Source organism: Paenibacillus chartarius (genome assembly GCF_042432825.1).
GTDB classification, from domain to species: Bacteria; Bacillota; Bacilli; order Paenibacillales; family NBRC-103111; genus Gordoniibacillus; species Gordoniibacillus chartarius.
In genome coordinates this window covers 1-14852 of sequence record NZ_JBHLWN010000071.1, presented here as the reverse complement: position 1 = coordinate 14852, position 14852 = coordinate 1, and the positions used below count along the sequence as shown (strand labels likewise).

Here is a 14852-nt window from a genome sequence, read left to right as displayed (position 1 = left end):
TATCGTCCGTCGTTCACATAAAGGCTACGATTGCTGCCCTGAAGCGGCATACTTCTGTTTCAGTTCGTCGATATCCTTGATCATCTTGCCGAGCACGCCGTTCACGAATTTCCCCGATTCCTCGGTGCCGAAATGCTTCGCGATCTCGATCGCCTCGTTCAGCGCTACTTTCGGCGGTACGTCGTCCCGGTATACCATTTCGTACGCAGCGAGGCGCAGCACTTCGCGGTCAACCCGCGACAGCCTGTCCATCTGCCAGCCCTTCAAAAAGACCGACAGCATTTGGTCAATCGGCTCGAGCCGCTCCCGCGTTCCCTCCACCAGTTCTTGTACATAGGTGGACGGCACCTTATCGTCACCGACATCGAAGCCCGCTTCATTGTCATTGCGCGCTTCTTCCAAGGCCATATGCACCGCTTCCTTCACACTCACTTCGTTCATTTCGATCTGATACAAGCTCTGTACAGCGATCTCTCTCGCAACTCTGCGTCTCATTCCTTGCTGCCTCCTCTGGCTTAACCCTTGCAAAACAAAAAAAATCCATGGATGACCCAAGGATTTTCAGCGGAACAATCTCCATTTGTCCGATAGCTGGCGCCATAGCTCCTGCAAGGGAAACAGCTCTTCCCGGTTGTCAACCTTCTTGCCGATATAATACCCTACGAAGGAAATAAAAGCAAATATGAGCATGTCCCAGAAGCCGAAGAACAAGTAGATGAAGCCTAAAACGATACCTGCTCCCGCGCCGATCGTCTTCCCCCGATGACGCTCCCACAACTCACTCCACACGGAGCATCACCCCTATTCCACCCGGCTCTTGAACGTAGGAGCGGATTGTACGATATTGGCGACGAAGACGGTTACGGAGGCAACCGGGATGCCGGTGATCTCTTCTACAAGCTCTTTAACGGCTCGCTGCATTTCTTCGGAAAGCGACGGTATGGACGTCTCCCCGTCAACCAAAGCGCGAATGACGATTTCGATGCCCGACGGATTGACGCGAACGCGAGCTTTCACGTCCTTTACGCCCCGGCTGCGGTTAGCCGCTTTCAGTGCCAGGTTCTCAACCGTATCGAGTGAGATGCGAATGTCGCCGAAATCCGTCCGCTGATCGATCGATGGAGCCTGCGCCCTTCCTCTGCGCAGCGTCACGTACAGAAAACGGATGGAAATCAGCATCATGAGCGCGCACAATACGATCGAAGTATAGGCAGTAGGCAAATCGTGATACAAACGGCGAAGCCACCCGGCTGTGTCCTCCTCCGGAATCCAAGCGAACGTGACGACGAGCAGAACGGCGGAAGCTGCGAGTGTGATGAGAGTGTAAATAAAGAGTAGGAATCTGTCGAGAATTTTGACCACGTGCTTGTCTCCTTCCAGAATAGGCGGCAATGATCGAAGGAAACCCCCTGAACGAGCAGGGGGTCGTCTATTGAAACTATGCGATTATTTTACGCGTTGTACGGATGTCTCTTCTTCAACTGCAGGCTTCTCTGCTCCTTTGAAGATAACGTCGTGAATATGTACGTTGACTTCCATCACCTGCAGGCCCGTCATCGATTCGATCGCGTGCTTCACATTTTGTTGAATGTCGCTGGCAACGCGCGGAATACGATGGCCATACTCGATGACGATCGAGACGTCGATGACCGCTTCACGCTGGCCAACGTCAACCTTGACGCCTTTGGACAAATTCTTGCGGCCGAGCAGCTCGGCGATACCGCCCGCGAAGCCGCCGCTCATACCGGCGACACCGTCAACTTCGATAGCTGCAAGACCTGCGATAATTTCGATCACTTCCGGCGCGATCTGGATGCTGCCCATATCGGTCTTCTCGTAATCGGGAGCGAATGTGCTCATGATAGCGCACCTCCTGATTTGATAGTAACGCTCGTCTCTTTATATAACTATACCATACTCGGCAAAAATATGACAAACCTGTTAACGAAGCGGTTCTTAGGAGTTCGGATCGTTGATGTCGTGCTCTTCAAGGAATTTAATGTCATGAGTGCCGGCAAGGAATTTTCGATGCTCGAGCAGTTTCAGGTGGAACGGGATCGTCGTATGCACGCCCTCGATGGCAAATTCGCCCAGCGCGCGCTTCATGCGTGCGATAGCCTCTTCACGAGTCGGGCCCCAAACGATCAGCTTCGCAACCATCGAATCGTAGTGCGGCGATATCGTGTAGCCCGGATATACCGCGCTGTCTACCCGAACGCCATAGCCGCCCGGAGGCAAATAAAACTTGACCTGACCCGGCGAAGGCATGAAATTGCGGTTCGGATCTTCGGCATTGACGCGGCATTCGATCGCCCAGCCGTTGATCTCTACGTCTTCCTGAGTGAACGACAGCGGCTCTCCTTCGGCAACACGGATCATTTCTTTGATCAGGTCGATGCCGGTAATCATCTCCGTAACCGGGTGCTCAACCTGAATGCGCGTATTCATTTCCATAAAATAAAACTTTCCGTCCGGACCGAGCAGGAACTCGAGCGTACCCGCACCGGAATAATTGACCGCTTTCGCGGCTCGAACGGCGGCTTCGCCCATCTGGCGGCGCGTCTCCGGCGTCAGCACCGGGCAAGGCGCTTCCTCTACGAGCTTCTGGCGGCGGCGCTGCACCGAGCAGTCGCGCTCGCCGAGATGAACGACGTTGCCGTGCTTATCGGCAATAATCTGAATCTCAACGTGCTTCATGCCGGTGAGATACTTCTCCAGGTACACGCCGGCGTTGCCGAAGTTCGCCTGCGCCTCTTGCTGTGCAACCGTAATTTGCTGAATAAGCGTCTCTTCGTCCTCGGCGATCCGGATCCCTTTACCGCCGCCTCCGGCCGTCGCTTTAATAATAACGGGATAGCCGATGTCGCGGGCGATGGACACGGCATCCTCGACCGTCTCCACCAAGCCTTCGGAGCCGGGAATGACCGGCACCATCGCAGCCTTCATCGTTTGCTTCGCAACCGACTTGTCGCCCATCTTCGTAATCGCGTCGGCGGAAGGGCCGATGAACGTAACGTTGCAGCTTTCGCAAATTTCGGCGAAATCGGGGTTCTCGGACAAGAAGCCGTAACCCGGATGAATCGCATCCGATTCGGTCAGCAAAGCAACGCTCATAATATTGGTGAAATTCAAATAGCTTTCCTTGGACAGCGTCGGACCGATACAGTAGGCTTCGTCGGCCAAACGCACGTGCAGCGCTTCGCGGTCGGCCTCGGAATAGACCGCTACGGTCTCGATGCCAAGCTCGCGGCATGCGCGAACGATCCGTACGGCGATTTCGCCGCGGTTCGCTATTAATATTTTATGAAACTTCATTATGTACCCTCCTGCATGGCGAAGCTTAGTGAGGCTTGACGAGGAAGAGCGGCTGGCCGTATTCGACGAGCTGACCGTTCTCTACGAGAATGTCGACAATTTCGCCGTTAACCTCGGCTTCGATCTGGTTCATCAGCTTCATCGCTTCGATAATGCAGACGACCGTCTTGTCGCCTACTTTCGCGCCGCGCGTCACGAATGGGGCGGCGCCCGGAGACGAAGCGGCATAGAACGTTCCTACCATTGGAGATACGATTTTATGTAAGTTAGCATCGCTTTCAGGCTCGTCCTTCTCAGCAGGCGCAGACGGAGCTTGTACGGCTGCGGGAGCCTGCTGATGTACCGGTGCCCCGGTGACCGGCGCATATGCCGGCTGAGGCGCAGACGTTACGTAGACCGATTCAGTCTTGCCTGGTTTACGGATGAGCAGACGAGTGCCTTCGTTCTCAATCTCCAATTCGTGTAAGGACGTTTGGTCCATCAATTTCATAAGTTCTTTAATCTCGCTGAGCTTGAACACTACTAGCTTCACTCCTTCGGATATTGTGAAGTCCGACACAACGGTAGTATTATAACCCACAAACGAAGGAAATGGAAAGGGTCCATCTGAAGTGGACCCTTTCGGCTCTAGCTATTATGGCAAATATTGGACGATAACTTTATCTTGACTCACGTTCAATTCTTTCATTGCGAGGTCGATGATCGTGACCGCTTGCGTGCGCTCCAGCTTCTCCGCTTGTACGGAAATTTTGAATTGGTTGCCGTCTTTCATCACCACGGCCTGCGGGAAATCTTTCTTCAGCTGATCCTCCAGCGTCATCATGCTCGTGCTGAGCTTTTGCAGCTTATCGATTTCGTTGAACGCCTTCTCCACCTCTTGCGTCGACTTTTTGGAATCGCCTGTGATCGCGATTAGATCCTCGGTCAGCTTGGAAAATTCCTCAGTGCGCTTCATCTGCTGCTCGATAAAGAAGTCGGAGCCGCTTAGCGCCGCCGTAGTCATTTTGTCCAAAATTTGAGCGTCGGTTTGCGCGGTCGTCTTGCTCGCATCCGTCCCGCCGCTCGTCGCTTTGTCCGTACCATTCGTACCGGCTGCCGGCGTTTTCGCATCGGTCGCTTTCGAATCCGTCGTTGTTGCACCCGCCGGTGTGGTCGGGTGTGCCGGATCCGGCTTCACCTCCACCTTCGCTGCGTCCTTGCTGTCCACTTTCGCTGCCGTCGGATCTTTCAAATCGAGCGTTACCGGTGTACTCGCGGCCCCCTCGATGGCCGTGCCCGCCGTCGTCAGATCGACGGTCGCCGTGTCTTCCGTAAACAAGTAATATGCGGACAGCACCACCATCAAGCTCAGCATCGACACTAACCAGATCGTTTGTCTTTTCGCATTCATTCTCATAACCTCCCAAGAGTAGTGTTAGGATTGCTTCCGGGGCATGATCGAGATGCGGTGCGCCGGTACGTCCAGCCCCCGCTCGACCGCCTCGGCGATCATTTTCCTCACGGCTGCGTTCTCCGCGCCTTTGGCGACGACGAGCACACCGCGAATTTTTGGCTTAATATATTTGGTCACGAGCGGCTGCTGGGCGCCGGACACCTGATACAGCACAACCTCGCCGCTGCTCGTCACTTCGGTAATGTTGCGGCTTGCGCCGGCCTGGTCCTTCTCGTTCGTTACCTGCTGCGAATTTTTCAAGTTTTTCTCTACCGCCGACTCCTCGGTCGAATCGATCGTGACGAGCACCTCGACTTCACCGACCCCCACCATTTTCTGCAAAATGTCCGTCAGCTGCGACTCGTACGCTTTCTCGTATTCTCTGAACTTCGACGGCTGCGAGGCGCTTTGGCTGAAAGCCGGCTGCGTCGCCTGCGGCGGCGGGCCCGCTCCCGTATTGGAGCTAAGCGGCTCCAGCTTTTGAACGTTCACGAATGAGCTCAGAATCATGATGGCAACGCCGATTAAGGCGATGATCAGAAGCCAAAGGAAGGGATGCGACCGTTTCGTTCCGTTCGGTCCGCCTCCGAACCGCTGCTCAAGCCATTGCATAAATTTCCCCATGGATTCGTATCACCTCCCCGGTAATGATGCCGTTATACAATCGATCAAGAGGCTTGTGCGCTCCCGGCGTAGCTCGTTCGGATCCGGCTGGCGGGCAGCTGGTATTCTTGAACGAGAACCCGGGTGACCGCCGCTTGGGCTTGCCGGTATTCCGGAGGCGCCGTACCGCCGGAAGCGGGCACCGACGGCTCCTCGGCTGTATATTGATCCGGCTGATCCTGGATTCGAACCCGAATCGGATCGACCGGTTTGATTTCAATCGAAAGCGGCTTGCCTGAAGCCTGCCGCGCTTCGTCCGTTTCCTCCGGCGCTGGCGAAGATTGGGACGGCGGGGCCAAGGTAACCTCGACTTCCTGAATGTACGGCTTGTCGCTGGCGTCTTTGCCGGTCGTCACACGAACGGATGCGACGGTAAGCGAAGTTTCCGTCTGCAGGCGGTCCCGGATTTGCGACCCGAGCTGCGCCTCGACGAGCCGCCGTTCCTGCTGCGCGTTAGCAGCCTTGAGCTGCTGCGCCTTCTGCTCGACGGCCTCGAGCGAAGGCATCCGCCCCAGCTGCTCGGCCGCAGCCATGCGTACCTGCTCGGTTTCCACCAGGCTGAAGAGGCGCTCCGGGCCCCAGTTCCGCTGAAACAGCTGGACGAGCGGCGCAAGCAGCGTCAGCAGGATGAACAGGCTCATCACCGTGCGCACGTAGCGCTGCATCGAGGAATTCGGCAGCAGCAGATCGACGAAGGTTGCAAGCAGAATGACCGATATGACGGTACGCAGCCACTCGCCCATGCTTAACATATCGATCGCCCCCTTCTGCATGGTCGAGCCGAGAGCGCCATCAGCGCGCCATGACGGTTACGTTCCCGGCTGTAATGATGATCGTGATCGCCAGGAAAAACATCAATCCGACGACGGCAAGAGCGGCGAAGACGGACACCAGGCTTTTGCCGATCGTCTGCAGACATTGGATCATCGGCGACGTGCCGAGCGGCTGCAATACGGCCGCACAGACGTTGTAAATCAGTGCCAAAGTGATGATTTTCATCGCCGGGAACGCGCACAGCAGCAAGATGACGACGACACCGGACAAGCCGACGGCGTTCTTAACGAGCAGCGAGGCGCTGATGACCGTATCCGAAGCGTCCGAGAACATGCGGCCCACAACCGGGACGAAGGTGCTCGTTACGTATTTGGCCGTCTTAACGGCTACCCCGTCGGCGATCGCTCCGCCTGCGCTTTGCACGGAGATCACGCCGAGGAAGATCGTTACGAACACCCCTAGCGCGCCGATGCTCACATTGCGGAGCAGGTCGGCCAGCTGGGTGACCTTGTACTTGTCCGTTATAGAACTAACAATATGCAGCACCGCCGAAAAAAAGAGCAACGGAAATATGACAATATATACCACCGTCCCGATCGTATGCACCATGAACACGACCATCGGGTGCAATATCGTTACCGACGCGACGCCTCCCGTCGAAGCGAGCAGCGTCAGCAGTAGCGGGACTAGCGCCAGCATGAATTGGATCATGTCCGTAATCGCCGCTTTCGCATACCCGATCGCGATGCTGAACGAATTGACGGCAATGATGATCATCACGAGAAACGAAATCGTATAAGCGATCTTGGACACGCTGTTGCGTTCGAAAGAGCTTTGCAGCGTTTCCAGCATCATGCTGAACACGGTCAGCACGATAATCGAGCCCAGCAGTTTGCCGCTGACGAGAATTTCGTGGAACAGGTACCGGAACAGTCCCATGACCATGTTCCCCGGCTGAATCTGCTGGCCGCCGGTCAGCAGCTCCATGAAGCCCGGCACCCGGCTTTCCGGAAAATAGCCGCCGTATTGCTGCATCAGCCTGGTCCAATACTGCTCGACCTGCGACGTGTCCAGCTGCCCCGCCTGCTCGCGTACGAGCGCGTCGCCGGTTGGAGCAGGCGGGCCGGTCGCGGCCGCCATCGCTCCCGGAGAGCCGAAGACGATTCCGAGCAGCGCGCAGAGCAGCAGCGACAGCAGCAGCGCCGCAGCGGTGCGGCAGGAAGATCGGTTGCGTCTCAAGTTGGAACTCCTCCTTCTCGCTCTGCGCCCGCTCATACGCGTTAGGCCGGCAGCAGCTTGACCACGGTCTCGATAATGACCTTAATGATCGGAATGGCCATGACGATAATGAGAATTTTGCCGGCGAGCTCAATCTTCGAGGCGATCGACTCTTGTCCGGCGTCGCGCACGACTTGGGCGCCGAATTCAGCGATATAGGCGATCCCGATAATTTTCAAAATCGTCTTTAAAAAAATCATGTTAATGTTCGATTTCAGCGCCAAATCCTCCAGCATTTGGATGACGGCGGATATTTTACCGATCAAATACAAAAAAATGACGATCCCGGTGAACGTTGCGAGCAGGAAAGCGAACATCGGCTTCTGCTCTTTGATGATCAGCACGAGTACGGTGGCGAGCAGCCCCACCCCGACAATTTGGATGATTTCCACGGCTTCACCTACTGGAACAGAAAGATCGTCTTGATTTCCTTGAACAGACTGTCAAGCATGCTGACCACCATGAACAGCACGACCACGAAGCCGATGACCGTTACCCAGTGGGCCATATCTTCCTTCCCCATCTGCTTCAGCACCGTATGAATCATGGCGATAATAATTCCGATGCCGGCAATTTGGAAAATGGCGTTCACATCCACGTTCATCTAGGGCACCCCTCTTAATACATCAAAATAACGATGAGAGCTCCGACCAGAACGCCCAAACTGCGCCACATCGTTTCATACCGCCTCTGATCGTCGCGAGCCGACTCTTCCTCCGCCTGCAGCTGGGCGGCGGCTAGCCGCAGATGCTTCGCCTGGTCGATGCGGTCGGACAGGCCGAGTGTAGCTCCCAGCCGGCTGAACGCCTCCAGCTCGGGCGCCTTCATCGCCGATCGCCGCCACGCCCGCAGACAGGCCTCGTGCCACTGCTCTCGCAGGGGCGCCTGCGGCTTCGAGATGAGCCCGGAGGCGACGTCCCTCAGCAATGAGCCCGCCGGCTCCCCCGAATGCCCCGCGATGCTGCGCAGCGCTTCCGGCAGCGGCGTAGAGCCGTAGACGATTTCCGTCTCAAGCCGCTGCAGGACGGAAACGAGCTCGCGAATTTGTCTCGGCCGCCGGGCGAGCTGAAGAGCCTGGAAGAAGCCGAACAGCGTAGCTGCCAGCAGCACGATGACGGCACCGATCAGCTTCATCTTCGTTCCACCTCCCGAAGGGCGGCGGATGGCGTAACGCCCCCGGTCGACCTGCCTACCGGCGGCGCCAAGATCACCTTGCCCTGCTCGTCCCACACCGTCGCCTGCAGCATGCGTCCCGGCTCGCGCCGCAGCGCGACGATACGGCGGAAAGCACCCTCGCTCAGCAGCTCGCGCAGCGCCGGACGGCGCCTGACGTCATCCGCGTCGTCTCCGTGTGCCGTAGCGATGACCCGAATGCCGGCGTGAATCGCTTCCCGAACCGCGGCCGCATCCTCCGGCCGGCCAAGCTCGTCGGCCACAAGCACTTGAGGCGACATGGAGCGGATCAGCATCATCATTCCTTCCGCTTTCGGACACCCGTCCAGCACGTCGGTGCGCGGACCGAGATCGAAGCGAGGAATCCCCTTTACGCAAGCGGCGAGCTCGGAGCGCTCGTCCACGACTCCGACTTTCAGTCCGCGGTCATATGCGGCCAGTCTGCTGTCGCCATCAGGCCACTCCCCCGCGCTCAGCATTCGAATGAGATCGCGGGCGAACGTCGTCTTGCCGTGCTGCGGCGGCGAAACGATGAGCGTATGATGCACCGTTCGCGCCTGCGGATCGAGCAAGCTCGACAAATAAGGCTTGGCCGCCCCTTTCACCTCCCTGGCTAATCGAAAGTTGAACGAGCTCACGTCGCGCAGCAGCCGAAGCTTGCCGCTTTCGAGCACGGCCCGTCCGGCAAGACCGACGCGGTGTCCGCCGGGAATCGTTATATATCCTAGCCTGAGCTCTTCCTCATACGAATAAGCCGAATGATTCGTCAGCAGCTCGAGGATGGCGGCGCAGTCGAATGCTGTCGGCCGGTACGCTTCCTGCTGCCGGACGAAACGGCCGCATTCGCCGACAAAACGGCTTCCGCTCGCGAGCCTAAGCTCCAGCGGACGTTCCGCGCGCACGCGGATTTCCTCCAGCTCCGGCTCCGCATCACGCCATACAGGCCTTAGGCAGCGCTGCAGCGAAGCCGGCATGAAAGAAACAATCGCTTCAATCATGCCTTGCCTCCTTCCCGGACAGCTTCTCACTCGTATCCTATGAACCAATCTATCGTTCTATGCCCCATTCTTCTATTTTTTGAGAATCCCGATGAAGAGGCAGACGACGCCTAGCAGTACCCATACCATTTTGCCGTATGATAGTTTCTCCGCTATGCCCACGAGTCCGATTGTCGTCGTCGTCAGCAGCACGAGCGGCCCGACTAGCGCCAGCCCGGAATTGACCAGCAGCGCTTTATCAACCTGGTTCAGGCGCAGCATGATCAGTGCCGCAATAATTTCGATCGTTCCGGACATGAGGCGCAGCGAAGCCATGCTCATGACGATTTTGTTGATCATTGCTTTCTCTCCTTCGAATGCGTAAATTAGGGGTTTGTACCATCGTATGCGGGCTCGTCTCTTTTTAGGCATGGTGGGCACCACACTACCTCCCGATGCATAAGATGAACGCATGAAACACCATCTTGTAACGGTGAGGAGATTGACGATATGGAAGTGACTTCCCAACCGGCATGGGCGCCGGTCCTGCTCGATCCAACCCAGCGCAGACAGGCGAAGCCTAGAACTTCTGGGAAAACGATGGTGATCGATAAAGGACTGGGATTGAACGCGTTCGAGGACCTGCTTCAAACGGCAGCCGAGCATATCGATATGCTGAAAATCGGCTTTGGCACATCGCCCCTATACCCGACATCGCTGCTGACACGAAAAATCGAAATGGCGAAAAAAAATGATATTATCATCTATCCGGGCGGTACGTTCCTCGAAGTAGCCATCGCACAGAAGGAAATCGATTCGTACTTGGAAACGGTACTGTCTTTAGGCTTCACCGGCCTCGAGGTGTCCGACGGCACTATTGAAGTCGACCGCAGCTTGCGCAGCGAGCTGATTACGCGCGGCGTACAGGAAGGTCTTGCCGTCATTACGGAGTATGGCAAGAAAGGCTGGGGCTCGACGATCGAGCTGCAGGAGCTGATCGAAACGGTGATGATCGACTTGCAAACCGGCGCGGAGCTTGTCACGATCGAAGGCCGGGAGTCCGGAGCCGGCGTCGGCATTTACGACGAGCACGGCAAATGCAAAGATGAAGAGCTGGAAGCCGTATTAGCCGCTATTCCAAGCCGCGATGTGCTGCTGTGGGAAGCGCCGCAGAAGCAGCAGCAGGTTCATCTGCTCCAACTGCTCGGACCGGAGGTCAATCTGGGCAACATTCCGGCCCATGACGTCGTCGCGCTGGAGGCCCTGCGCCGCGGCCTTCGTTCGGATACGTTCCACTTTGGAACTAAGCGGTCCAAGGCAGACGGCGAATCCGGTATGCCAAGCGTGTAATTCCGACATGATAGCTCTGTGCAAGGAGGGATAGCGAATGCACGTGGATGTAATCGGCACGATCGCCGAGGCGACTACCGACGACCTGCTTCATCGCACCGTCATCGTCATCGACGCTCTGCGAGCCACAAGCACGCTGACTACCGCACTCGCTTACGGTGCCAGCGGCGTCGTCCCTGTCGAAACGGTTCAACAAGCCAAGCAGCTTCAGCAGCCCGGGGATTTGCTAGGGGGCGAAAGGGCCTGCAAAAAAATTCCCGGCTTCGATCTCGGGAACTCCCCTTCCGAATACCGTGCGGATATCGTTCAGGGCCGCCGTGTCGTCATGACGACTACCAACGGGACGCGGGGGATCCAGAAGGCGCAGCGGGCATCCCGCGTTCTGGCCGGCTCTTTTCTTAACGCCCGCGCTTGTGCGGCGGCGGCGGCGGAGCTGCAGCGGGATATTGCGATCATTTGCGCCGGAACGCAGGATGTATTTTCATGGGAGGACGGCCTTTGCGCCGGGCTTATCGCCGATGAGCTTCTCCGCCTGCAGCCGGTCGAGCTGAACGACCTCGGTCTCGCCCTGCTGGCCGGCTACCGTTACGAGCAGAAAGACCTGGCAGCCGCGCTGCTGGCCACGTCGAACGGCAGGCGGCTCAGCCGCATCGGCTTCCGCGACGACGTACTGTTTTGCGCCCAGTGTAATGTTTACGATATCGTGCCTATGCTGCATGAGGGTGTTCTCGTTCCGCTTGGCAAAATACCGCCGCACCGGCCGTAAGCAAAGAGCCGGCGTGCGTTCTATTCCCTTTGTCCCGACATACAATGTAGAGATGAAATTCGGGACAAGGGGTTTTCTTCGTATGAATGGAACAGTGCTGCTTGTCATTTTGATCTTGGTCGGGTTGCTTGGACGCTCGCATATTATTACGACAGCGGCATGTGTTCTCTTGATCGTCAAGCTCATCGCGCTGGAGCGATATTTGCCTTCCATTGAACGGCGAGGGCTGGAGCTGGGCTTGCTGTTTTTAACAATGGGCGTGCTTGTGCCGTTTGCGAGCGAGCGCATTTCTACGCGGGACGTGCTGTCCGTGTTTACATCATGGCCCGGGATCTTGGCTCTTGTTGGCGGTGCTATCGCTACGTATATGAACGGTAAAGGGCTGGAGCTGTTAAAATGGGACCCGCAGCTCATCGTCGGTCTAGTGATCGGCTCGATCTTCGGGATTGTGTTTCTGCGTGGCATTCCGGTCGGGCCTCTGATGGCGGCGGGGATTACGGCCTTTTTGCTGAAGGTGTTTTCGTTTTTGGCGGACAAGCTTCGGTGAGGTCGCAGGGGATGGTGAAGGTTGTAGGGAGTGCTGCTTCGTTCCGCATCGAATCCAAATGCTTCCGGTCTCCGTTAAAGCCGCATTCTTATGATTGATATGGCGCGGTCAGAATGCGGCTTTAAAAGTCGTCTCTCCGGCACTTGGTTTCATGCTTCACTACGAGCACTCTAAAGTCCTGCATGCCCCGCAGATTGGTTGGGGGATAGAAAAAAGAACCGTCCGGTTGTTGGACGGTTCTTTGCGTTATGTTAGGATTACCGGCGCTCTTGCGGGCCGCCGACGTAGGCTTGCTCCGTCGTGTCAAGACCGAATGCGGTATGCAGGGCGCGAACGACTTCGGCCAGGTGAGCCTGCTTGATCACGCAGGACATTTTGATTTCCGATGTGCTGACAAGAGAGATCGTCACGCCCAGCTCGGAGATCGTCTCGAACATTTTTGCGGCGACGCCCGGCGTGCTGACCATGCCAGCGCCTACGATCGAAACTTTCACGAGGTCGGTTTCGTGCGTTGCTTCACGGAAGCCGATGTCGGAGCGAATGCTTTCGATGACCGCCAGCGCTTTGTCCAGGTCGGTCAGAGCCGTCGTGAACGAGAAGTCGGCCGCACCGGCGATAACACCGCTTTGTACGATAATATCGACGTCGATCTGCTCCTTTGCCAGCGCCGTGAACACTTTGGCCAGCTGGCCCGGCTTCTCCGGCACTCCCAGAATGCTGATTCTTGCGACGTTCTTATCATAAGCGATGCCGCGTACGACGATCCCTTGCTCCATGACCGCTTCCTCCTTCACTTGAGTTCCTTCATTTTGGGTAAAGCTCGAACGGACGACCAGCGCCACGTTGTAATTTTTGGCATACTCGACTGCACGCGGATGAAGAACGGCCGCACCGAGGTTGGCCAGCTCCAGCATTTCGTCGTACGAAATTTCCTTCAGCTTCCGCGCTACCTTGACGACCCGCGGGTCGGTCGAATATACGCCGTCCACGTCCGTGTAAATTTCGCATAGATCGGCTTTGATCGCCGCCGCCAGAGCGACAGCCGTCGTATCCGAACCGCCGCGGCCCAGTGTCGTAATTTCGCCTTCAGTCGTCATCCCCTGGAAGCCGGCAACGATGACGACGCTGCCTGCTTGTGCGGATTTCAGTACCCGATCCGGCTGAATGTCCGTAATACGCGCCTTGCCGTGTACGGCTTCCGTGTACATACCGGCCTGCCATCCGGTATACGAGACCGCAGGTTCGCCGAGGCTCTGCACGGCCATGGACAGGAGCGCTACCGATACTTGCTCGCCGGTCGTCAGCAGCATATCCATCTCGCGCGCAGACGGCGTTCCTTCGCAAATTTGCTTGGACAGATCGATCAGATCGTCCGTCGTATCTCCCATCGCGGACACAACGACCACGATTTGGTTCCCCTCTTGTTTACGTTCGACAATCCGCCTTGCGACCCGCTTCATGCGTTCCGCATCGCCGACGGAGCTCCCGCCGAACTTCATAACAATAAGCGCCACAACTGCTCACTCCAATCGGTCACATTCACAATCATTTCAACATTATAGCATAATGCGCCCAACTTGTGGCAACAAAAAATGAAGGCTACAATATGAAAGAAAGCAATCTCGGTATAGGAGGAGAGCTTTGAAGAATGGAATCGATCAGTAACGGAATCTACTATCGCGAACAAGGAGAGGGCGAGCCGCTCGTGCTGCTCCACGGTTTTCCGCTGGACGGGACGATGTGGGACGAGCAGCTTGCCTTCTTCTCGGACAAGTATCGTGTCATTACTCCGGATTTGCGGGGCTGCGGCTTGTCGGAGGCGACGGAAACGACAAGTATGGACCAAATGGCCGACGATGTGGCCTCCCTGCTCCATCGTTTAGGGCTGCGCAAAGCAATCGTAGCCGGCTTCTCGATGGGAGGCTATGTGCTGTTTGCCCTGCTGCGGCGCCATCCCGAGCTCGTATCGGGGGTCATTCTGACGAATACGAAGGCGGAAGCCGATACCGAAGAGGGCAAGGCCGGCCGTGCAAAGATGGCCCAGTCCATCCGTGAACAGGGTGCGGCAGCGGCGGCTTCGGCGATGCTGCCGAAGCTCCTGTCGCCGGCCGCTTCAGAGGAGCAGCGCAATCGACTGCAGCGAATGATGCTCACCCAGAAGCCGCAGGGCTTAATCGCCGCCGTGCTCGCGATGGCCGACCGGCCGGACAGCACGGCGCAGCTCGGCTCGATCCGCGTCCCGACCCTCGTTATCGGTGCAGAAGGCGATACGATTATGCCATTCTCTGGCGCCGAAGCGATGGCAGCCGCAATTCCGGGCGCCGTACTGCGGCGCATCGAGGGTGCGGGCCACGCCGCGAACGTCGAGCGGCCCGAGCTGTGGAACGCCGCTGTTCGCGAATGGTTGGACGCTGCGTTTTAATAGTTGTCATAAAGTTTTGTGATTTTATCCCTTAAGTTATTAGAGCGAAGGTTTGCATTCGTATTCGCCGGATGGTATTATATGGGATAAGCACACACTAGCGTTGCAAGAAACCTCACAGAACAGACGAAACCTTAATTATTGAAAAATTTTAC

The 14852-nt window shown here is 56.8% G+C and carries 20 protein-coding genes; 4 read left to right on the top strand and 16 right to left on the bottom strand.

Annotation, left to right across the window (positions count from 1 at the left end; genetic code table 11):
• Positions 1-24: 24 nt before the first annotated feature.
• The 15 genes from nusB to ACFFK0_RS17340 form a co-directional block, all read right to left on the bottom strand.
• Positions 25-495 carry a transcription antitermination factor NusB gene (gene nusB / locus ACFFK0_RS17410; protein WP_377471564.1) on the bottom strand — a complete coding sequence of 157 codons (471 nt, stop codon included), beginning with the start codon at positions 493-495 and terminating at the stop codon, positions 25-27.
• A 66-nt stretch (positions 496-561) separates the two neighbouring features.
• Positions 562-789, bottom strand: a complete 228-nt coding sequence (locus ACFFK0_RS17405; RefSeq protein ID WP_377471562.1) for a DUF2273 domain-containing protein — start codon at positions 787-789, stop codon at positions 562-564.
• A 12-nt stretch (positions 790-801) separates the two neighbouring features.
• The gene (amaP, locus tag ACFFK0_RS17400; protein ID WP_377471561.1) at positions 802-1362 is read right to left on the bottom strand and encodes an alkaline shock response membrane anchor protein AmaP; all 561 of its coding nucleotides are present in this window, start codon (positions 1360-1362) and stop codon (positions 802-804) included.
• An 84-nt stretch (positions 1363-1446) separates the two neighbouring features.
• On the bottom strand, positions 1447-1860 hold the full coding sequence (locus ACFFK0_RS17395) for an Asp23/Gls24 family envelope stress response protein (protein WP_377471559.1): 414 nt from the start codon (positions 1858-1860) through the stop codon (positions 1447-1449).
• Between the two features lie 96 nt (positions 1861-1956).
• Positions 1957-3315: an acetyl-CoA carboxylase biotin carboxylase subunit gene (gene accC / locus ACFFK0_RS17390; RefSeq protein ID WP_377471558.1), complete on the bottom strand. Its 1359-nt coding sequence runs from the start codon at positions 3313-3315 to the stop codon at positions 1957-1959.
• 25 nt (positions 3316-3340) lie between these two features.
• Positions 3341-3835 (bottom strand): acetyl-CoA carboxylase biotin carboxyl carrier protein, encoded by a 495-nt coding sequence (accB, locus tag ACFFK0_RS17385; protein WP_377471557.1) that lies wholly within the window; start codon positions 3833-3835, stop codon positions 3341-3343.
• Positions 3836-3949: 114 nt separating this feature from the next.
• A complete protein-coding gene (locus ACFFK0_RS17380) occupies positions 3950-4705 on the bottom strand; it encodes a SpoIIIAH-like family protein (RefSeq protein ID WP_377471556.1) in 756 nt (251 codons plus the stop codon).
• Positions 4706-4729: 24 nt separating this feature from the next.
• Positions 4730-5371, bottom strand: coding sequence for a stage III sporulation protein AG (spoIIIAG, locus tag ACFFK0_RS17375; RefSeq protein ID WP_377471555.1), 642 nt, complete (start codon positions 5369-5371; stop codon positions 4730-4732).
• Positions 5372-5415: 44 nt separating this feature from the next.
• Positions 5416-6162, bottom strand: a complete 747-nt coding sequence (gene spoIIIAF, locus ACFFK0_RS17370) for a stage III sporulation protein AF (RefSeq protein WP_377471554.1) — start codon at positions 6160-6162, stop codon at positions 5416-5418.
• A 40-nt stretch (positions 6163-6202) separates the two neighbouring features.
• Entirely contained in the window at positions 6203-7459 is a 1257-nt protein-coding gene (gene spoIIIAE / locus ACFFK0_RS17365; RefSeq protein ID WP_377471553.1) for a stage III sporulation protein AE, read from the bottom strand.
• A 5-nt stretch (positions 7460-7464) separates the two neighbouring features.
• On the bottom strand, positions 7465-7854 hold the full coding sequence (spoIIIAD, locus tag ACFFK0_RS17360; protein WP_377471552.1) for a stage III sporulation protein AD: 390 nt from the start codon (positions 7852-7854) through the stop codon (positions 7465-7467).
• Between the two features lie 8 nt (positions 7855-7862).
• The gene (gene spoIIIAC / locus ACFFK0_RS17355) at positions 7863-8066 is read right to left on the bottom strand and encodes a stage III sporulation protein AC (protein ID WP_377471551.1); all 204 of its coding nucleotides are present in this window, start codon (positions 8064-8066) and stop codon (positions 7863-7865) included.
• Positions 8067-8080: 14 nt separating this feature from the next.
• The gene (spoIIIAB, locus tag ACFFK0_RS17350) at positions 8081-8596 is read right to left on the bottom strand and encodes a stage III sporulation protein SpoIIIAB (protein ID WP_377471550.1); all 516 of its coding nucleotides are present in this window, start codon (positions 8594-8596) and stop codon (positions 8081-8083) included.
• Positions 8593-9633, bottom strand: a complete 1041-nt coding sequence (gene spoIIIAA / locus ACFFK0_RS17345) for a stage III sporulation protein AA (RefSeq protein WP_377471549.1) — start codon at positions 9631-9633, stop codon at positions 8593-8595. The genes spoIIIAB and spoIIIAA overlap by 4 nt, the downstream gene beginning before the upstream one ends.
• A gap of 72 nt (positions 9634-9705) precedes the next feature.
• Positions 9706-9972, bottom strand: a complete 267-nt coding sequence (locus ACFFK0_RS17340; RefSeq protein WP_377471548.1) for a YqhV family protein — start codon at positions 9970-9972, stop codon at positions 9706-9708.
• 150 nt (positions 9973-10122) lie between these two features.
• Between ACFFK0_RS17340 and comA the strand changes: the two genes are divergently transcribed.
• The 3 genes from comA (at position 10123) to ACFFK0_RS17325 (ending at position 12275) form a co-directional block, all read left to right on the top strand.
• Positions 10123-10962 (top strand): phosphosulfolactate synthase, encoded by an 840-nt coding sequence (gene comA, locus ACFFK0_RS17335; protein WP_377471547.1) that lies wholly within the window; start codon positions 10123-10125, stop codon positions 10960-10962.
• Positions 10963-10999: 37 nt separating this feature from the next.
• The gene (locus ACFFK0_RS17330) at positions 11000-11728 is read left to right on the top strand and encodes a 2-phosphosulfolactate phosphatase (protein ID WP_377471546.1); all 729 of its coding nucleotides are present in this window, start codon (positions 11000-11002) and stop codon (positions 11726-11728) included.
• Positions 11729-11810: 82 nt separating this feature from the next.
• Positions 11811-12275 carry a DUF441 domain-containing protein gene (locus ACFFK0_RS17325; RefSeq protein WP_377471545.1) on the top strand — a complete coding sequence of 155 codons (465 nt, stop codon included), beginning with the start codon at positions 11811-11813 and terminating at the stop codon, positions 12273-12275.
• A gap of 257 nt (positions 12276-12532) precedes the next feature.
• Here the strand turns inward: ACFFK0_RS17325 and ACFFK0_RS17320 are convergent, their stop codons facing one another.
• A complete protein-coding gene (locus tag ACFFK0_RS17320) occupies positions 12533-13789 on the bottom strand; it encodes an aspartate kinase (RefSeq protein WP_377471544.1) in 1257 nt (418 codons plus the stop codon).
• 134 nt (positions 13790-13923) lie between these two features.
• Between ACFFK0_RS17320 and ACFFK0_RS17315 the strand changes: the two genes are divergently transcribed.
• The gene (locus ACFFK0_RS17315; protein ID WP_377471543.1) at positions 13924-14697 is read left to right on the top strand and encodes an alpha/beta fold hydrolase; all 774 of its coding nucleotides are present in this window, start codon (positions 13924-13926) and stop codon (positions 14695-14697) included.
• Positions 14698-14852: the final 155 nt, after the last annotated feature.